20 protein-coding genes and 1 other RNA gene are annotated in these 17,177 nt (G+C 62.1%); 11 read left to right on the top strand and 10 right to left on the bottom strand.

Features of this window, described 5'->3' with window-relative positions; all coding sequences use genetic code 11:
• Positions 1-8: 8 nt before the first annotated feature.
• On the top strand, positions 9-158 hold the full coding sequence (locus tag HBO05_RS18975; protein ID WP_169955010.1) for a hypothetical protein: 150 nt from the start codon (positions 9-11) through the stop codon (positions 156-158).
• 2 nt (positions 159-160) lie between these two features.
• Here the strand turns inward: HBO05_RS18975 and HBO05_RS18970 are convergent, their stop codons facing one another.
• From HBO05_RS18970 to HBO05_RS18955, 4 genes are all read right to left on the bottom strand, one after another.
• Positions 161-796, bottom strand: a complete 636-nt coding sequence (locus HBO05_RS18970; RefSeq protein WP_169955009.1) for a 5-formyltetrahydrofolate cyclo-ligase — start codon at positions 794-796, stop codon at positions 161-163.
• A 56-nt stretch (positions 797-852) separates the two neighbouring features.
• A non-coding RNA gene (gene ssrS, locus HBO05_RS18965) (6S RNA) lies at positions 853-1,031 on the bottom strand.
• A 30-nt stretch (positions 1,032-1,061) separates the two neighbouring features.
• Positions 1,062-1,379: a cell division protein ZapA gene (locus HBO05_RS18960; protein ID WP_029289530.1), complete on the bottom strand. Its 318-nt coding sequence runs from the start codon at positions 1,377-1,379 to the stop codon at positions 1,062-1,064.
• Positions 1,376-1,585: a TIGR02449 family protein gene (locus tag HBO05_RS18955; protein ID WP_057440444.1), complete on the bottom strand. Its 210-nt coding sequence runs from the start codon at positions 1,583-1,585 to the stop codon at positions 1,376-1,378. The genes HBO05_RS18960 and HBO05_RS18955 overlap by 4 nt, the downstream gene beginning before the upstream one ends.
• A 137-nt stretch (positions 1,586-1,722) precedes the next feature.
• On the opposite strand from HBO05_RS18955, the gene HBO05_RS18950 reads away from it, so the two are divergent.
• The 9 genes from HBO05_RS18950 to gcvH all read left to right on the top strand — a co-directional run bounded on the left by HBO05_RS18950 (position 1,723) and on the right by gcvH (position 11,169).
• Positions 1,723-2,280, top strand: a complete 558-nt coding sequence (locus tag HBO05_RS18950; protein ID WP_169955008.1) for a YecA family protein — start codon at positions 1,723-1,725, stop codon at positions 2,278-2,280.
• Positions 2,281-2,300: 20 nt separating this feature from the next.
• Positions 2,301-3,623 (top strand): Xaa-Pro aminopeptidase, encoded by a 1,323-nt coding sequence (gene pepP, locus HBO05_RS18945; protein ID WP_169955007.1) that lies wholly within the window; start codon positions 2,301-2,303, stop codon positions 3,621-3,623.
• Positions 3,620-4,807, top strand: a complete 1,188-nt coding sequence (gene ubiH / locus HBO05_RS18940) for a 2-octaprenyl-6-methoxyphenyl hydroxylase (RefSeq protein ID WP_172313713.1) — start codon at positions 3,620-3,622, stop codon at positions 4,805-4,807. The genes pepP and ubiH overlap by 4 nt, the downstream gene beginning before the upstream one ends.
• On the top strand, positions 4,800-5,285 hold the full coding sequence (locus HBO05_RS18935) for a DUF4442 domain-containing protein (protein WP_169955005.1): 486 nt from the start codon (positions 4,800-4,802) through the stop codon (positions 5,283-5,285). The genes ubiH and HBO05_RS18935 overlap by 8 nt, the downstream gene beginning before the upstream one ends.
• 9 nt (positions 5,286-5,294) lie before the next feature.
• Positions 5,295-6,512, top strand: coding sequence for a 2-octaprenyl-3-methyl-6-methoxy-1,4-benzoquinol hydroxylase (locus tag HBO05_RS18930; protein ID WP_172313893.1), 1,218 nt, complete (start codon positions 5,295-5,297; stop codon positions 6,510-6,512).
• 163 nt (positions 6,513-6,675) lie between these two features.
• Positions 6,676-7,680, top strand: coding sequence for an extracellular solute-binding protein (locus HBO05_RS18925; protein WP_169955004.1), 1,005 nt, complete (start codon positions 6,676-6,678; stop codon positions 7,678-7,680).
• 197 nt (positions 7,681-7,877) lie between these two features.
• Positions 7,878-9,494: an iron ABC transporter permease gene (locus HBO05_RS18920; RefSeq protein ID WP_172313711.1), complete on the top strand. Its 1,617-nt coding sequence runs from the start codon at positions 7,878-7,880 to the stop codon at positions 9,492-9,494.
• A 156-nt stretch (positions 9,495-9,650) separates the two neighbouring features.
• Entirely contained in the window at positions 9,651-10,733 is a 1,083-nt protein-coding gene (gene gcvT, locus HBO05_RS18915; protein WP_170042112.1) for a glycine cleavage system aminomethyltransferase GcvT, read from the top strand.
• A 52-nt stretch (positions 10,734-10,785) separates the two neighbouring features.
• The gene (gene gcvH / locus HBO05_RS18910) at positions 10,786-11,169 is read left to right on the top strand and encodes a glycine cleavage system protein GcvH (RefSeq protein WP_172313709.1); all 384 of its coding nucleotides are present in this window, start codon (positions 10,786-10,788) and stop codon (positions 11,167-11,169) included.
• Positions 11,170-11,211: 42 nt separating this feature from the next.
• Here gcvH and HBO05_RS18905 read toward each other — a convergent pair whose 3' ends face one another.
• The 6 genes from HBO05_RS18905 to HBO05_RS18880 form a co-directional block, all read right to left on the bottom strand.
• The gene (locus HBO05_RS18905) at positions 11,212-12,351 is read right to left on the bottom strand and encodes a DegT/DnrJ/EryC1/StrS aminotransferase family protein (protein WP_172313707.1); all 1,140 of its coding nucleotides are present in this window, start codon (positions 12,349-12,351) and stop codon (positions 11,212-11,214) included.
• Positions 12,352-12,512: 161 nt separating this feature from the next.
• Positions 12,513-12,830, bottom strand: a complete 318-nt coding sequence (locus HBO05_RS18900) for a DUF2388 domain-containing protein (RefSeq protein WP_057440438.1) — start codon at positions 12,828-12,830, stop codon at positions 12,513-12,515.
• A 69-nt stretch (positions 12,831-12,899) separates the two neighbouring features.
• Positions 12,900-13,346: an NfeD family protein gene (locus HBO05_RS18895; RefSeq protein WP_169954999.1), complete on the bottom strand. Its 447-nt coding sequence runs from the start codon at positions 13,344-13,346 to the stop codon at positions 12,900-12,902.
• 10 nt (positions 13,347-13,356) lie between these two features.
• Positions 13,357-14,277: an SPFH domain-containing protein gene (locus HBO05_RS18890; protein ID WP_027608388.1), complete on the bottom strand. Its 921-nt coding sequence runs from the start codon at positions 14,275-14,277 to the stop codon at positions 13,357-13,359.
• 74 nt (positions 14,278-14,351) lie between these two features.
• Positions 14,352-16,103, bottom strand: coding sequence for a GspE/PulE family protein (locus tag HBO05_RS18885; protein WP_172313705.1), 1,752 nt, complete (start codon positions 16,101-16,103; stop codon positions 14,352-14,354).
• An 84-nt stretch (positions 16,104-16,187) separates the two neighbouring features.
• Positions 16,188-16,523, bottom strand: a complete 336-nt coding sequence (locus HBO05_RS18880; RefSeq protein WP_170057565.1) for a hypothetical protein — start codon at positions 16,521-16,523, stop codon at positions 16,188-16,190.
• 127 nt (positions 16,524-16,650) lie between these two features.
• Here HBO05_RS18880 and HBO05_RS18875 point away from each other — a divergent pair, with 127 nt between their 5' ends.
• Complete coding sequence (locus HBO05_RS18875; RefSeq protein WP_076963642.1) at positions 16,651-17,121, top strand: Lrp/AsnC family transcriptional regulator; 471 nt, start codon at positions 16,651-16,653, stop codon at positions 17,119-17,121.
• Positions 17,122-17,177 lie beyond the last annotated feature (56 nt).

Raw genomic sequence — 17,177 nt, 5'->3', positions numbered from 1 at the left:
GGCAATCGATGAAACGCAAACCGGATTTACTATGGATTTTGGTTATTTTGTTCGGTCTGGGCGTCGTGACCACCGGGTATGCGCAAAGCCTATGGTCGAACAAGACCCAAGCCCCGGTTGAATTTGCACAGCAGCAACAACAAACCTTCAAGCGTTGACGCTATTTCGGCGCCGTTGAGTCCAGCGGCGTCCCCTCTGCGACATACCATCTTCTATCGGTAACGGTGCCATTCAACGGCACGTCCCAGCTTGCCTGCGCCAGGCGTTCGACCTTCTGGCACTCATGGGCCAGCCCCAGTAGCGTCGGCTTGCGCCACGATGAGCGGCGCGCCAGGTACGCCAGGCTGCGATCGTAAAAACCGCCGCCCATGCCCAGCCGCCCGCCCGCATCATCAAAACCCACCAACGGCAGCAGCACCAGGTCCAGGGCCCAGACCTTGCGCTGGCGCCCGACATTGACCCGTGGCTCAAGAATGCCAAAGCGGTTGGGCGCGAGCTTTTCCCCAGGGCGCACGCGTTGGAACACCATCTTGGTCCGTGGCCAGGCGCTGAGCACCGGCAGGTAGGTGGCCTTGCCCCGGCGCTGGGCAGTGCGCAGCAGCAAGCGCGGATCGATTTCGCCATCCGTCGACAGGTACAGGGAGATATGTTTGGCCCGGCGAAACAGCGGGTGCTGTGCCAGTTGCCGATACAGGCCAAGCGCGGCCTGGCGTTGCTCGCTTGGCGTCAGGGCGCGGCGGGCCTTGCGCAACATGCGTCGAAGGTGCGGACGGGAAAGTGGCGCAGGTTCGGTCATGGTGTTCGGCTCATAAAACAATGCCAGTCCGGGGACTGGCATTGAGTTTGGGAATCAGGCTCCCCGACAGAACCGCTGTCGACTTAGCCCTTGAACCCGAAAGTTCAAGGTGGAAGATGCAGTAGGCTTTAAGGCTTTCCGTCTAGCGGACATGCACACCAGCCCAACGTGCAACTTCCAGGGTAGTGCGAATCGGCTCAGGGACATCGCCGACTGGCAAGCACGCCAGGGAGTGAGGCGAGTATACCCGAAATAGACGCGGCGATCAGCCCTTGGGTGGTTCCTGGTCGGTAGAAAGCACCAGGTCGACGCGCTCGAGCAGGTCACGCACTTGCTCGCGTGTCGAACCACTGGCCTGTACGTCAGGGCGTTCCTGCTTATGCAGCAAATCGTGGGTAATGTTCAGCGCGGCCATCACGGCGATACGGTCGGCGCCGATGACTTTGCCGCTGCTGCGGATTTCACGCATCTTGCCATCCAGGTAGCGGGCGGCGCTCACCAGGTTGCTGCGCTCCTCCTGGGGGCAGATGATCGAATACTCTTTGTCGAGAATCTGCACGGTGACGCTATTGCTTGAACTCATGAGTCTTGCTCCAGGGCCTTCAGGCGCGAAATCATCGATTCGACCTTACGCCGGGCGATTTCGTTTTTTTCAATGAGGTGCGCGCGTTCCTCGCGCCAGGTCTTTTCCTGAGCTAATAGGAGTCCGTTTTGACTCTTTAGTTGCTCGACCCGGGTAATTAGCAATTCGAGTCTGGCCATCAGCGCTTGCAAGTCGGCGTCTTCCATAGGGTTCCACTGGATTTGTCTGATGAATGGCAACTGCAGGATAAACGATCTGACGCCCTTGATAGTCGGGTGCGTCTGCCGGTGCTAGGATACAGCGCTTCATTCTAGACATCGCGCCGCCTGGCGCCTAGCTCATCATGCCTATTCAGAACTCCCCGTACGACGCTTTTTCCAAACTGCTGAGCTCCAGCGGTCACCCTTGCTCGCCTGCCGAACTGCATGGCGTGCTGCTGGGCCGTAGTTGCACCGGCGTCGGTTTTGACGCCGACAACTGGCTGGCCGACGTGGCCGAGCTGCTGGAAACCGAGCCTACCGAAAACGTGCGCAACGCGTTGATCGGCCTGCAAGAAATGGTTAAAGGCGAACTGACCGGTGATGACGTCACCGTGGTCCTGCTGCTGCCAACCGACGATGCGTCGCTCACCGAGCGTGCCGCTGCACTGGGCCAATGGTGCCAGGGTTTCCTCCATGGCTTTGGCGTGAACGCCGGCGGCCTGGAGCTGAGCACCGACGCCAAGGAAGTGTTGCAGGACCTCGCAGCCATCTCCCAGGTGCAAGATGCCCTGGAAGAATCCGAAGACGGCGAAGGCGACTATATGGAAGTCATGGAATACCTGCGCGTCGCGCCGTTGCTGCTGTTCACCGAGAACAAAAAGTCTGCTGAACCTGCTGCAACCAAGCCGTCGCTGCACTAAGAGAGGGAACCCACCTGCCCATGATCCATATCCCCAAAGCGGAATACACCCGCCGCCGCAAGGCGCTCATGGCGCAGATGGAACCCAACAGCATCGCGATCCTGCCGGCCGCTGCCGTGGCGATCCGCAACCGTGATGTCGAGCACGTGTACCGCCAGGACAGCGACTTCCAGTACCTGAGCGGCTTCCCCGAGCCCGAAGCGGTGATTGTGCTGATGCCTGGGCGCATTCACGGCGAATACGTGCTGTTCTGCCGTGAACGCAACGCCGAGCGCGAATTGTGGGACGGCCTGCGCGCTGGCACCGAAGGCGCGATTCGCGAATACGGCGCCGACGATGCGTTCCCGATTACCGATATCGACGACATCCTGCCCGGCCTGATCGAAGGCCGCGACCGGGTGTACTCGGCCATGGGCAGCAATGCCGAATTCGACCGGCACCTGATGGAGTGGATCAACGTGATCCGCTCCAAGGCGCACCTCGGTGCGCAGCCGCCGAACGAATTCGTTGCCCTGGATCATCTGCTGCACGACATGCGCCTGTATAAATCCGCCGCAGAAGTGAAGGTCATGCGCGAAGCCGCGCGGATTTCCTGTGCGGCCCATATCCGGGCGATGCAGGCCAGCCGCGCCGGGCTGCATGAGTTCAGCCTGGAAGCCGAGCTGGACTACGAATTCCGCCGGGGCGGGGCGAAGATGCCGGCCTATGGCTCCATCGTCGCCTCGGGGCGCAACAGTTGCATCCTGCACTACCAGCAGAATGACGCGCTGCTCAAGGACGGGGACCTGGTGTTGATCGACGCCGGGTGTGAAATCGACTGCTATGCCAGCGATATCACTCGCACCTGGCCGGTCAATGGCAAGTTCTCGGCCGAGCAGAAGGCGATCTACGAAATTGTGCTGGCCTCCCAGGACGCCGCCTTTGCCCAGATCGCGCCGAACAAGCACTGGAACCAGGCCCATGAGGCGACGGTGCAAGTCATCACCGCGGGGCTGGTGAAGCTGGGCTTGTTGCAGGGTGATGTGGACGAGTTGATCGCCAGCGAAGCCTACAAGGCGTTCTACATGCACCGCGCCGGGCACTGGCTGGGCATGGATGTGCATGATGTGGGCGAGTACAAGGTCGGCGGCGAATGGCGGGTGCTGGAAGTGGGCATGGCCCTGACCGTGGAGCCGGGCATCTACATTGCCCCGGACAACCAGAACGTGGCAAAGAAATGGCGTGGCATAGGCGTGCGCATCGAGGATGACGTGGTGGTGACCAAGCAAGGCTGTGAAATTCTGACCGGTGGCGTACCCAAGACCGTGGCCGAGATTGAAGCACTGATGGCGGCCGCCCGATGAGCCGGGTCAACCTGGCGATTATCGGTGGCGGCCTGGTGGGCGCCAGCCTGGCCTTGGCATTGCAGGCCGGGGCCAAAGCCCGTGGCTGGAAAATCGTGCTGATCGAACCCTTCGCCCCCGGCGACAGCTACCAGCCGAGCTATGACGCGCGTTCCTCGGCGCTGTCCTTTGGCGCGCGGCAGATCTACCAGCGCCTGGGTGTGTGGCAAGACATTTCCCGACGTGCCGAACCGATCAAGCAAATCCATGTTTCCGACCGTGGGCGCTTCTCTACCGCACGCTTGTCGGCCCTTGAAGAGGGCGTACCGGCCCTGGGCTATGTGGTGGAAAACGCCTGGCTCGGGCAGTGCCTGTGGCAAGGCCTGGACAAAGACGTGATCAGTTGGCGCTGCCCCGCCGAAGTCAGCCGCATGGAACCGCTGGCCGATGGCTACCGCCTGACCCTCAACGATGAAACCGTCATTGAGTGCGACCTTGCGGTACTGGCCGATGGTGGCCGCTCCGGGCTGCGCGAGCAGTTGGGCATTGGCGTCAAGCAACGGCCTTACAACCAGAGTGCCCTGATCGCCAACATCACCCCCAGCGAAGCCCATAACGGCGAGGCGTTCGAGCGTTTCACCGACGAAGGCCCGATGGCCTTGCTGCCGCTGGCGGACAACCGTTGCGCGCTGGTCTGGACCCGCGTCGGCATGGACGCCCAGCGCCTGGCGCAGTTGGATGAGCGCAGTTTCCTCAGCGAGTTGCAGGGCGTGTTTGGCTATCGCCTGGGCACCCTGAAACAGGTCGGCGCGCGCCACTTGTATCCGCTGACGCTGGTGGAGGCCGAGGAGCAAGTGCGCTCGCACCTGGTGGTCCTGGGCAACGCCGCCCACAGCTTGCACCCGATTGCCGGCCAGGGTTTCAACCTGTCCCTGCGCGATGCCTATGCGTTGGCCGAGGCGTTGCTGTCCGGGCCCGCCGTGCCGGGTGACCTGGCGACCTTGCAGACCTACCGCGAACGCCAGCGCCTGGATCAACAACTGACCGTGGGCTTCTCCGACCAGGTCACCCGCCTGTTCGGCAGCGGCCAACCGCTGGTCGCCATGGGCCGTAACCTCGGCCTGCTGGGCCTGGACCTGCTGCCGCCGGCCAAACGCTGGTTCGCCCGGCAGGCCATGGGCCTGGGCACGCGCCCCGATGCGTAAGTGGCTGACGGAGCGCCTGGGCAAGGCGCGGTTGTTACGGTGGTTCTTGAGCCTGTACCCGCCGTACCTCGGCGCCGGGGTACGGGTCCAGCACCTGAGTGCCGACTTTTGTCACGCCAAGGTGCGCATGGGCCTGGGCTGGTACAACCGCAATTACGTCGGTACGCAGTTTGGCGGCAGCCTGTATTCGATGGTCGACCCGTTCTACATGCTGATGCTGATGGAGAACCTGGGCCGCGACTACATCGTCTGGGACAAGGCGGCGAGCATCGATTTCATCTCGCCGGGCAAAGGCCCGGTGTTTGCCGAATTCTCCATCGACCAGGCCTTGCTCGATGAAGTGCGACGCCAGACCGAGGGCGGCGAGAAATACTTGCCGCACCTCAAGGTGCAGATTTACGACGGTTCCGGCACCCTGGTGGCGCGAGTCGACAAAACCCTTTACGTGCGGCGCAAGCCGCCAGCGAAACAGGCATAAAGCATGGACATGCGCGCAGATGTGCTGATTGTCGGGGCCGGAATGGTCGGAAGCGCCCTGGCGCTGGCGTTGCAGGGCAGTGGTCTGCAAGTGCTGCTGCTCGACGGCAGCCCGTTGAGCGTCAAGCCATTTGACGCCGATGCTCCGTTTGAACCGCGGGTGAGCGCCTTGTCGGCCGCCAGCCAGCGCATCCTCGAACGCCTGGGCGTGTGGGACGGCATCGCCAGTCGCCGCGCCAGCCCCTACGGCGCAATGCAGGTTTGGGATGGCAGCGGCACCGGGCAGATCCACTTCTCGGCGGCCAGTGTGCATGCCGAGGTGTTGGGGCATATCGTCGAAAACCGTGTGGTCCAGGACGCCCTGCTTGAGCGCCTGCACGACTGCGACCTGGGCCTGCTGGCCAATGCACGCCTGGAGCAGATGCGCCGCTCCGGCGATGACTGGCTGCTGACCCTGGCCGATGGCCGCACCCTGCGCGCGCCGCTGGTGATCGCCGCCGACGGCGCCAACTCGGCCGTGCGCCGCCTGACCGGCACCGCCACACGCGAATGGGATTACCTGCACCACGCCATCGTCACCAGCGTGCGCAGCAGCCAGCCGCACCAGCGTACGGCCTGGCAGCGCTTCACCGACCATGGCCCGCTGGCGTTCCTGCCGCTGGTGCGCGATGGCCAGGAAGATTGGTGCTCGATCGTCTGGTCGACCACGCCGAGCGAGTCCGAACGCTTGATGGCCCTGGACGACGAAAGCTTCTGTGGTGAACTGGAGCGCGCTTTTGAGGGCCGCCTGGGCAGCGTGGTCAGTGCCGACCCACGCCTGTGCGTACCGCTGCGCCAGCGCCACGCCAAGCGCTACGTCGCCGAAGGCCTGGCGCTGATTGGCGATGCCGCCCACGTTATTCACCCGTTGGCGGGGCAGGGCGTGAACCTGGGCTTCCTCGACGCCGCGGTGTTGGCCGAGGTGCTGCTAAAGGCGTGCGAGCGCGGTGAACGCTTGGCAGATGTGAAGGTGCTCAGTCGCTACGAGCGCCGGCGCATGCCGCACAACCTGGCGCTGATGGCGGCGATGGAGGGCTTTGAACGGTTGTTCCAGGCCGACCAGCTGCCGTTGCGCTGGTTGCGCAATGCCGGGCTGAAAATGGTCGACCAAATGCCCGAGGCCAAGGCGCTGTTCGTGCGTCAGGCGCTGGGTTTGACCGGCGACCTGCCGGACCTGGCCAAGCCCTGAGTGCGTTCCCGCTAGGAGCCGGCTTGCCGGCGATGAGGCCGGTTGCCGCAGGGTAAATTCTTCCCATGCAACATCTCGTAACGCCTGCGCCCAGTGTTTGGTTGAGATGCTAAATGTGAGTCCTTATCATTTGCGCTCACTTTTCCTACGAGAGACCGCACCTATGTTGGCACCCAAGCGCCTCCTGACTGCCCTGGCACTCACCCTTATCGCCAGCACCACCGTCCAGGCGGCTGACGAAGTGGTGGTCTACTCCTCTCGTATCGACGAGTTGATCAAGCCGGTGTTCGACGCCTACACCAAGAAAACCGGGGTGCAGGTGAAGTTCATCACCGACAAGGAAGCGCCGCTGATGCAGCGCATCAAGGCCGAAGGTCAGAACGCCACCGCCGACCTGCTGCTGACCGTCGATGGTGGCAACCTCTGGCAAGCCGAGCAGATGGGCATTCTGCAACCCTTCACCTCCAAGGTGATCGACGCCAACATCCCTGCACAATATCGCTCCTCCAGCCATGCCTGGACGGGCTTGAGCCTGCGGGCGCGCACCATCGCCTACTCCACCGACCGCGTGAAGCCGGCAGAGCTGACCACCTACGAAGCCCTGGCCGACAAGCAATGGGAAGGCCGCCTGTGCCTGCGCACCGCGAAGAAGGTCTACAACCAGTCGCTGACCGCCACCCTGATCGAAACCCATGGCGCAGAAAAGACTGAAGAAATCATCAAGGGCTGGGTCAATAACCTGTCCACCGACGTCTTCTCCGATGACATTGCGGTACTGCAGGCAATCAACGCCGGGCAGTGCGATGTGGGTATCGTCAACACCTACTACTACGGCCGCCTGCACAAGCAGGACCCGAAACTGGCGGTGAAACTGTTCTGGCCGAACCAGGGCGACCGTGGCGTGCACGTCAACCTGTCGGGCATCGGCCTGACCAAGTACGCCCCGCACCCGGAAGCCGCCAAGGCTCTGGTGGAGTGGATGACTACGCCTGAGGCGCAGAAGATCTTTGCCGACGTCAACCAGGAGTTCCCGGCCAACCCTGCGGTAGAACCCTCGGCTGAAGTGGCGAGCTGGGGCAAGTTCAAGGCGGACACCCTGCCGGTGGAAGTGGCGGGCAAGCGCCAGGCCGAGGCGATTCGCCTGATGGATCGTGCGGGCTGGAACTGAGTACAATTTGTAGCACACCGCAGTTCTAATTAATGTGGGAGCGGCTTGTGTGGGAGCTGGCTTGCCTGCGATAGCATCACCCCGGTATCGCTGATAAACCGAGGTGTCTGCATCGCAGGCAAGCCAGCTCCCACACAAGCCCGCTCCCACAGTGTTTTGTGCAGGCCTGCGAATCATCCACTGCTTGAGAATTCCTTTTGGCCCACCCCGCCCAACGCCGCTGGTACCTGCCGGTCTTCACTGTCGCCGCCCTGGTGCTGCTGCCCCTTAGTGTCCTGTTGCTGTCCTGGCAAAGCATCGACACGCAAATCTGGTCGCACCTGTGGGACACCCAGATGCCGCGTCTGCTGGGCAACACCTTGACCCTGGTGGTGGGCGTCGGGGTAGGCGTAACGGTGCTGGGCGTGAGCCTGGCCTGGCTGACCAGCCTCTGCGAGTTCCCCGGCCGGCGCTGGCTGGACTGGGCGTTGATGCTGCCGTTTGCCATCCCGGCCTATGTCCTGGCGTTTGTCTACGTGGGTTTGCTGGATTTCTCCGGGCCGGTACAAACCCTGCTGCGCGAATGGTTCGGCATGGGCCTGCGCCTGCCGCGCGTGCGCTCCACCAGTGGCGTGATCATCGTGCAGGTGCTGGTGTTCTATCCCTACGTCTACCTGTTGGCGCGCACCGCCTTCCTGGCGCAGGGCAAGGGGTTGATGGAAGCGGCGCGGGTGCTGGGCCAGTCGCCCTGGCAGGCGTTCTGGCGGGTGGCCCTGCCCATGGCGCGCCCGGCCATCGGCGCCGGCGTAGCCTTGGCGTTGATGGAAACCCTGGCGGACTTCGGCGCGGTGTCGGTGTTTAACTTCGACACCTTCACCACCGCCATCTACAAGACCTGGTATGGCTTTTTCAGCCTGTCCAGCGCCGCACAACTGGCGAGCCTGCTGCTGTTGGTGGTGATGCTGGTGCTCTACGGCGAGCGCCGGGCCCGTGGCGCCAGCCGCCCGAGCAACGAGCGACCGCGGGGCAAGGCGCTCTATCACCTGCATGGCGTCAAGGCCGCCGCCGCCACCGGCTGGTGCGCTCTGGTGTTTGCCTGTGCCTTTGTTATCCCGATGCTCCAGCTGCTGGCCTGGTTCTGGCAGCGCGGGCGTTTCGACCTCGACGAGCGCTATGCCGGGCTGATCGTGCATACCCTCTACCTGGGCGGCATGGCCGCGCTGATCACCGTCAGCGTGGCGTTGCTGCTGGCCTTCGCCAACCGCCTGGCGCCGACCCGGGCTATCCGCTCCGGGGTCAGCCTGGGCAACCTGGGCTATGCCTTGCCGGGTTCGGTATTGGCGGTGTCGATCATGCTGGCTTTCAGCTATCTGGACCGCGAGTTGGTGATTCCGGTTTCCAGCTGGCTGGGCGGCGCTGGCAAACCTTTGCTGCTGGGCAGCCTGTCGGCGCTGGTGATGGCCTATCTGGTGCGCTTCCTGGCGGTGGCCTATGGCCCGCTGGAAAACAGCCTGGCGCGCATCCGCCCGTCCTTGCCGGAAGCAGCGCGCAGCCTGGGGGTCAGTGGGCCACGACTGTTTTGCAAAGTGTATCTGCCACTTTTACTGCCTGGCACCTTGAGCGCGGCCTTGCTGGTGTTTGTCGATGTGCTCAAGGAAATGCCCGCGACCCTGCTGATGCGCCCATTCGGCTGGGACACGCTGGCGGTACGCATCTTCGAGATGACCAGCGAGGGCGAGTGGGCGCGTGCCTCGTTGCCCGCCCTGACCCTGGTGTTGGTCGGCCTGTTGCCGGTCATCGGCTTGATCCGACGTTCGGCGCGACGAATCGGTTAGGTGTCAGTCCTACGGCTTGAGGCTACAATGCGCGGCATTCGGTGCGGCCCGTCTTCCGGGCAGGGTGGCTGATTGTGGCTGCAGGCCTTGTATTTCAAGGTGTGTAGCCCGAACGGCAACCGTCCGCACCTTCGCCACGCCCGGAAGGAGAAACCCATGGGACAGCGTACGCCTCTGTATGACCTGCATCTCGCCCTCGGCGCGAAAATGGTCGATTTTGGCGGTTGGGATATGCCTCTGCACTACGGCTCGCAAGTCGAGGAGCACCATCAGGTGCGCCGTGACTGCGGGGTGTTTGATGTTTCCCACATGACCGTGATCGATATCTCAGGCCACCAGGCCAGGGAGTGGCTGCAGTACTTGCTGGCCAATGATGTCGATCGTTTGCATGGCTGCGGCCATGCGCTGTACAGCGCCATGCTCAACGAGCAGGGCGGGGTGGTGGACGACATGATTGTCTACCGCACCGAAGACGGTTACCGGCTGGTGGTCAATGCGGCCACCCGCGACCAGGATATCGCGTGGATGCAGGCCCAGTTGGGCAGCTATCAGGTGCTGATGCATGAGCGCCCGGACCTGGCCATGCTGGCGATCCAGGGGCCCCAGGCCCGGCACAAGATTGCCGAGCTGGTCACCCAGTCTCGCGGCGTGCTGATCCACCAGCTCAAGCCTTTCGAGGGCCGCGCCGACGGCGACTGGTTTATCGCACGCACAGGCTATACCGGCGAAGATGGCCTGGAAATCGTCCTGCCCGCCGACCAGGCCCCGGGCTTTTTCAACGACCTGGTGGGCGCGGGCATCTCGCCTATCGGCCTGGGTGCGCGTGACACCCTGCGCCTTGAGGCCGGCATGAACCTCTACGGCCAGGATATCCACCTGAATGTGTCACCTTTGGCCGCCAATATGGCCTGGAGCATCGCCTGGGAACCCGCGGGCCGCGACTTCATCGGGCGTGCCGCCCTGGAGGCTGAACGGGCCGCCGGAGTGCAGCTCAAGCTGGTGGGTTTGGTGCTGGAAGAACGCGGGGTTTTACGCGCTCATCAAGTGGTTCGTATCGCCGATGTTGGCGAAGGAGAGATCACCAGTGGTAGTTTCTCTCCTACGCTGAGTAAATCCATTGCCCTGGCGCGTGTACCGATGGCAACCGCTGACCGCGCGGAAGTAGAGATTCGCGGCAAGTGGTACCCGGTGCGAGTGGTCAAGCCGACCTTCGTGCGCCATGGCAAGACCTTGATCTAACCTTTTGCGGCAGGCCAATGGCCGCTGACATTTCTTTTTGAGGACACAGACTATGAGCGATATCCCTGCCGCACTGCGTTTTGCCGAAAGCCACGAATGGGCACGCCTGGAAGCGAATGGCACCGTGACCGTCGGGATCTCCGATCACGCCCAGGAAGCGTTGGGTGATGTGGTTTTTGTTGAGTTGGCGGAAGTGGGCAAGGTGTTCGCCGCGGGCGACGCCGCAGGCGTAGTCGAATCGGTGAAGGCTGCTTCGGATATCTACTCGCCGGTTTCGGGTGAAGTGATTGCGGTCAACGAGGAGTTGGCCGATGCCCCTGAGTCGCTCAATGAAAAGCCTTACGAGGCCTGGATCTTCAAGGTCCAGCCAAGCAATACCGCCGAACTGGAAAAACTGCTGGATGCCGCTGGCTACCAAGCCGCCATCGGCGAATAACACCGTCCTCTGCAGGAGCCGGCAAGCCGGCTCCTGCAACGGTCAGGGCTTGAGCACCTGCTTCACCGCCGCAACAGCCCGCTCCACATCCGCCTTGGTCATCGCCGTAAACATCGGCAACGACACAATCAAGCGCCCGACGCTTTCCGCAACCGGAAACATGCCTTCCTTGAACCCCTGTGCCCGATACAGGCTCAGCAGGTGGATCGGCGGGTAGTGATAGCCAATGCCCACGCCCTGGGCCTGCATCTGCTCCATGAACGTAGCGCGGGCCGGCAGGCCATCCGAACGCTCGGGCAGAACCAGTTGGAACAGGTGCCAGTTGCTGTTTTCAAAGTCCGCAGGCGGCAGTTGTGCGCCGTACGTTGCCTCGAAATCGCTGCCCAAGCACTCGAAGTAATGCCGGGCCAGTGCCTGGCGATGGGCCGTGATCTGCGTGAGATGGGCAAACTGGCCCAGGCCGATGGCGGCGGCGATATCGGTCATGTTGAACTTGCCGCCCAGCACATCCACGTCCAACCCGTCGAACCCACTGCGGGTTACGCCTTGCAGGCGGTATTTCTCCGCCAGGCGCGCTTCTTCAGCGTTGTTCAACACCAGGCAGCCGCCTTCGGAACAGGTGATGTTCTTGTTCGCCTGGAAGCTGAACGAGACAAAATCCCCCGTGGCGCCAATTCGCTGGCCATCCCAACTGGAGCCCAATGCCTGGGCGGCGTCCTCGATGATCCGCAGCCCATATTTGTTGGCCAGTGCATAGAGCATCGGCATGTCCAGCGGCAGGCCGGCCAGGTACACCGGGATGATCGCCTTGGTGCGCGGCGTAATGGCGGCTTCCACCTGGGCCAGGTCGATATTGCGGGTCACCGGGTCAATATCGGCAAACACCGGCGTGGCGCCTACCTCCAGAATCACGTTGGCCGTTGCCACCCAGGAAATCGGCGTGGTGATCACTTCATCCCCCGGCCCGACACCGGCGATGCGCAAGGCAATCTCCATGGTGCAGGTGCCGGAGTTGAAGGTGCGCACCGGCCGGCCGCCAAAATATTCCGACAATTGTGCTTCGAACGCCTGCACCTTGGGCCCGCTGGTGATCCAGCCGGAACGCAACACTTCACCGACTGCCGCGATAGTGGCTTCATCAATGGTCGGTTTTGAAAACGGCAGGAAAGGCAGTTGGCTCATGACGTTGAAAGCATCCGTTTTAAGAAGAACTAAGAATAAAAGCTCATATCAACCCCGGCATCGTCGCACGGGGTAACTGAATATAGCCTGTCATCCGTGAACGAATCGTCGAACGACGGGCACAAAAAAGCCGCTTTTGAAGCGGCTTTTTTGTGCCCGGTTTACTCGGCGGCGATGGCGTTCTTCGCCAGGATGGCGTTGGCCAGTTCCATGTCAGTGGCCTTCAGGCCTGGGTTGTCGGCACGCACTTTCTGCATGGCGGCTTCCAGGTAAGGGCCACGGATGCCGCCGTCGCTGGCGACGAAGCTACCGGCGTCGTCCTGGGCGGCGACTACCAGCTTGTGGTCCTTGAAGGTCAGGTACGTGGAGCCGGTGGTGGCGCCCGATGAGATGACATTACGCCAGAAGCTGTCGGCCATGGCCGATCCAACTGGGAGGGAAAGCACGGCGAGGGTGGCGACAGCATATTTGAGACGCATGATGGGTGACTCCGACTGGGTTATCTGAACAGTTTGATTGTAGATAACCCAGCCTAGTTCCATGGCTGACTAAACAGTTTCGACCCGCAGAATCACGCCTTCCTGGCCAATCACCCGTACTTGAGCCCCTACAGGCGCATCAGGCCCGGTGACCATCCACACGCCATCGCCGACCTTGACTTTGCCCCGGCCATCGATAATCGCCTGATGCACCACAAAGGTGCGGCCAATCAGCTCCGAACCACGCATATTCAGGCCCGGCTGATCGCTGGCCTTGGCACTGCTGCGCTGGCGCTTCCACCAGTACACCGCCGTCAGGATCGACAGCACCGCAAACAGCAGCAGTTGCAGCTCCAGCCCAAGCCCTGGAATCAGGAACTTGAGCACGCCAACCGCTGCCGCCGCGATCCCCATCCACAACAGATAGCCGCCGGCACCAAACACTTCGAGAATCAGCAGCACGGTGCCCAGCGCCAGCCAATCCCAGAACGACAGGTGTTGCAGGAATTCCCACATGGCGCGAGCCTCAGGCTTTCTTGTTGTCGAAGGTGGCCTTGACGATTTCGCCGATGCCGCCCACCGCGCCAATGACTTGGCTGGCTTCCAGCGGCATCAGGATCACTTTGCTGTTGTTGGCCGAGGCCAGCTTGCCCAGCGCATCGATGTATTTCTGCGCGACAAAGTAGTTGATGGCCTGCACGTTACCGGTGGCAATCGCCTCCGATACCACCTGTGTGGCGCGCGCTTCGGCTTCAGCCTGACGCTCACGGGCCTCGGACTCCAGGAACGCAGCCTGGCGACCCCCTTCGGCCTCGAGGATCTGCGCCTGCTTCTTGCCTTCGGCGGTCAGGATGGCGGAGGCACGCAGGCCTTCGGCTTCGAGGATCTGGGCACGCTTGATCCGCTCGGCTTTCATCTGGCCGGACATGGCGGCCATCAAGTCGGCAGGCGGGCTGATGTCCTTGATCTCGATGCGGGTGATCTTGATGCCCCACGGCGCGGTGGCTTCATCGACCGTGCGCAGCAGCTTCTCGTTGATGCCGTCGCGCTGGCTGAGCATGGCGTCCAGTTCCATGGAACCGAGCACCGTACGGATGTTGGTTTGCAGCAGGTTGCGGATCGCATGTTCGAGGTTGTTGACCTCGTAGGCCGCCTGGGCGGTATTCACCACCTGGAAGAAGCACACCGCGTCGATCTGCACCGTGGCGTTATCGGCCGTGATCACTTCCTGGGGCGGAATATCCAGCACGCTTTCCATCACGTTGATCTTGCGCCCGATGCGGTCCATCACCGGAATGATGATATTCAGGCCAGGCTTGAGCGTGTTGGTGTAGCGGCCGAAGCGCTCCACCGTCCATTGGTAGCCCTGGGGCACGACTTTGAAGCCCATGAACAGGATGGCAATGGCCAAGCCTACGAAGAGGAGAAGCACTGTTCCGATCTGCATAACGATTCCTTGTCTGGTGGTGGCGGTACGCGAAGTCTGTCGATTGTAACGGGCTTGTCGCAGATAAGAACGGTTTACTCGTTGGAGGGGGTGACCCGTAAGACTTCTTCCAGGGTGGTCAGCCCCGCCGCAACCTTGTGGGCGCCCGACAATCGCAGGCTGTGCATGCCGTCCTTGAGCGCCTGGCGGCGCAATGCCTGCAGGTCAGTTTCGGCGCAGACCAGGTTCCTGGCAGCGTCATTCATCAGCATGATCTCGTAAACCCCGATGCGTCCGCGATAGCCACTGTCCCGGCATTCTGCACAGCCATTGGCCCGGTAGACGCTGGCGGGGGGCGGCGTGCAGGACTGGGTGGCGCTGCGCCAATCGTCCTGGTTCAGTGCCTCCGGGCTTTTACAGTGCGGGCACAACCGCCGCACCAGACGCTGGGCCATGACCCCAATTAATGTGGCCTTGATCAAGTAGTGGGGGATGCCCAGTTCCAGCAGGCGACTGATCGCGCTGGGGGCATCGTTGGTATGTAGGGTCGAGAGCACCAGGTGGCCGGTCAAGGCCGCCTGAATCGCCATTTCAGCGGTTTCCAGGTCGCGGATCTCGCCGATCATGATGATGTCCGGGTCCTGGCGCATCAGCGCGCGGATGCCGCTGGCGAAGGTCAGGTCGATATTGTGCTGGACCTGCATCTGGTTGAAGGCCGGTTCCACCATCTCGATTGGATCTTCCACCGTGCACAGGTTGACCGTGCGGGTCGCCAGCTGTCGCAGGGTGCTGTAGAGGGTGCTGGTCTTGCCTGACCCGGTGGGGCCGGTGACCAGGATGATGCCGTTGGCCTGACCGGTCATTTGCCGCCAGCGCAGCAAGTCATCGGCCGAAAGCCCCAGTTGCTGGAAGTCCTGGAGCAGCACCTGTGGATCAAAAATCCGCATCACCAGCTTCTCGCCGAAGGCCGTGGGCAGGGTCGAAAGGCGCAGTTCCACTTCGATCCCCGCGGGCGTCTTGGTCTTGATCCGGCCATCCTGGGGTTTGCGCTTTTCGGCGACATTCATCCGCCCAAGGCTTTTCAGGCGGCTGACCACGGCGGTGGTGACCTGGGACGGAAACTGATAGGCATCGTGCAGCAGTCCATCGATACGCAAACGCACGCGGCCCTGGTCGGCGCCCGGTTCGATGTGGATATCGCTGGCGCGCTGGCCAAAGGCAAATTGCAGCAGCCAGTCGACAATATTGACGATGTGCGCGTCGTTGGCGTCTGGTTCCTGCTCACCGGCACCGAGCCTGAGCAGTTGCTCGGCAGCGGTCGCCATGGGGTTGGTCTGGTCGGCCCCGTTGACCGACCTGGCCAGGCGGAAGAACTCCTGGGTGCAACTGCGGATCGCCTCGGGGTTGGCTACCACGCGCTTGATCGGGCGCTTCAACACATGGGCCAGGCCTGTTTCCCACTCACGCAGGTACGGTTCGGCACTGGCTACCGTCACGCTGTCGCGGTCAACGGCGACGGCAAGGATATGGTGGCGTTGGGCGAAGGCGTGGGACATCAGCGGCACCACGCTCGCGACATCGATTTTCAGCGGGTCGATGCGTAGGTAGGGCTGCCCCACCTGACGGGCGAGCCACTCCGTCAGCCGTTCCAGGCACAGCAATAGGCCGGGCCTGGCGGGATCAGGCAGTGACTGGCCGGCGAGAAACTCCAGCGGATGCAAGCCATTGGCCGATGTGCGCCGCAAGCGCTCGGCCAGGGCGGTGTCGAGCAAACCGTGGGTGGTAAGGGCGGGCAGCAGATCGTCGAGGCAAAGCCTGCGATCCTGGTGTTCTGGCACAGCGGACATGGCGGTTTCCTGGGCGGTTTGAAGCAGCAGCGCCAAGGCTAGTCCGATCCTGGTCGCTGTCGCCCAGCGGGTTATTGCCGGTTTTTACTGAGCCACCGCCTGCACGGTTTGTAGCCTTGTGGATTCAACGGGTTGTAGTTCCAGCGAGCACACGCTGATCAGGTTACGAAGTTTTTCGCCGATCACCTGGGCGCGGTGCCAGCTCAGGCCATCCATCACTACGTCGATGTTCAGCAGGTCATCGTCGCGCATCACGGTCACCTGCTGCGGCACCAAAAACTGCAAGGCGAAGAAATTGAGGATCCGGCACAGCACATCGGGCTCGGCTTCGGCGAGGATCTGGTAGCGCGCCTGGCAATGGCTGTTGCTGACGGCCCAGGCATCGACGCGGGTGGTGGGGCTGGATGGAATTGAATGCATGGCCGTTCTCCAAATTTGACTGGAGAAATTTTTACATGGGGTGTGGGGTATTTCTTATCTATGTTGGAGTGATATGCCTTATATATGAATAAGGTAATTCGCAGAAACTGGATTAATAGGTATTTTTATGCACAGTGAGTTGGACGTCTACGACCGCCGGATCCTGGCACTGCTCCAGGAAGACGCGTCGCTCTCCAGCGCGCAGATTGCCGAACAGGTCGGCCTGTCGCAGTCGCCCTGCTGGCGGCGGATTCAGCGGCTCAAGGAGGAGGGGGTGATTCGCGCCCAGGTAACGCTGCTCGACCGCAAGAAAATCGGCCTTAATACGCAGATCTTTGCCGAGGTCAAACTCAACGCCCACGGGCGCTCCAACTTCACGGAATTCACCGAGGCGATCCGCGGGTTCCCGCAAGTGCTGGAGTGTTATGTGCTGATGGGGTCGGTGGATTTTCTACTGCGCATTGTCACCTCGGATATCGAGGCATATGAGCGTTTCTTCTTCGAGAAACTGTCGATGGTGCCGGGGATTCAGGAGGTCAATTCGATTGTGGCGCTGTCGGAGATCAAGTCCACCACCAGCCTGCCAGTGTTGCGGTGATAGAGCGGGTGTCATCGCGGGCAAGCCCGCTCCCACAGTTGACCGAGTGTTCCAGA

Source organism: Pseudomonas sp. WS 5079 (assembly GCF_012985465.1).
Lineage (GTDB): Bacteria > Pseudomonadota > Gammaproteobacteria > Pseudomonadales > Pseudomonadaceae > Aquipseudomonas.
Note: the sequence above shows the minus strand (reverse complement) of the source record. Positions and strands in the feature narration are given on the sequence as shown.

Coding starts and splice junctions, on each gene's coding strand:
- HBO05_RS18975 (WP_169955010.1), top strand. CDS start 9: ATGAAACGCAAACCGGATTTACTATGGATTTTGGTTATTTTGTTCGGT.
- HBO05_RS18970 (WP_169955009.1), bottom strand. CDS start 796: ATGACCGAACCTGCGCCACTTTCCCGTCCGCACCTTCGACGCATGTTG.
- HBO05_RS18960 (WP_029289530.1), bottom strand. CDS start 1,379: ATGAGTTCAAGCAATAGCGTCACCGTGCAGATTCTCGACAAAGAGTAT.
- HBO05_RS18955 (WP_057440444.1), bottom strand. CDS start 1,585: ATGGAAGACGCCGACTTGCAAGCGCTGATGGCCAGACTCGAATTGCTA.
- HBO05_RS18950 (WP_169955008.1), top strand. CDS start 1,723: ATGCCTATTCAGAACTCCCCGTACGACGCTTTTTCCAAACTGCTGAGC.
- pepP (WP_169955007.1), top strand. CDS start 2,301: ATGATCCATATCCCCAAAGCGGAATACACCCGCCGCCGCAAGGCGCTC.
- ubiH (WP_172313713.1), top strand. CDS start 3,620: ATGAGCCGGGTCAACCTGGCGATTATCGGTGGCGGCCTGGTGGGCGCC.
- HBO05_RS18935 (WP_169955005.1), top strand. CDS start 4,800: ATGCGTAAGTGGCTGACGGAGCGCCTGGGCAAGGCGCGGTTGTTACGG.
- HBO05_RS18930 (WP_172313893.1), top strand. CDS start 5,295: ATGCGCGCAGATGTGCTGATTGTCGGGGCCGGAATGGTCGGAAGCGCC.
- HBO05_RS18925 (WP_169955004.1), top strand. CDS start 6,676: ATGTTGGCACCCAAGCGCCTCCTGACTGCCCTGGCACTCACCCTTATC.
- gcvT (WP_170042112.1), top strand. CDS start 9,651: ATGGGACAGCGTACGCCTCTGTATGACCTGCATCTCGCCCTCGGCGCG.
- gcvH (WP_172313709.1), top strand. CDS start 10,786: ATGAGCGATATCCCTGCCGCACTGCGTTTTGCCGAAAGCCACGAATGG.
- HBO05_RS18905 (WP_172313707.1), bottom strand. CDS start 12,351: ATGAGCCAACTGCCTTTCCTGCCGTTTTCAAAACCGACCATTGATGAA.
- HBO05_RS18900 (WP_057440438.1), bottom strand. CDS start 12,830: ATGCGTCTCAAATATGCTGTCGCCACCCTCGCCGTGCTTTCCCTCCCA.
- HBO05_RS18895 (WP_169954999.1), bottom strand. CDS start 13,346: ATGTGGGAATTCCTGCAACACCTGTCGTTCTGGGATTGGCTGGCGCTG.
- HBO05_RS18890 (WP_027608388.1), bottom strand. CDS start 14,277: ATGCAGATCGGAACAGTGCTTCTCCTCTTCGTAGGCTTGGCCATTGCC.
- HBO05_RS18885 (WP_172313705.1), bottom strand. CDS start 16,103: ATGTCCGCTGTGCCAGAACACCAGGATCGCAGGCTTTGCCTCGACGAT.
- HBO05_RS18880 (WP_170057565.1), bottom strand. CDS start 16,523: ATGCATTCAATTCCATCCAGCCCCACCACCCGCGTCGATGCCTGGGCC.
- HBO05_RS18875 (WP_076963642.1), top strand. CDS start 16,651: ATGCACAGTGAGTTGGACGTCTACGACCGCCGGATCCTGGCACTGCTC.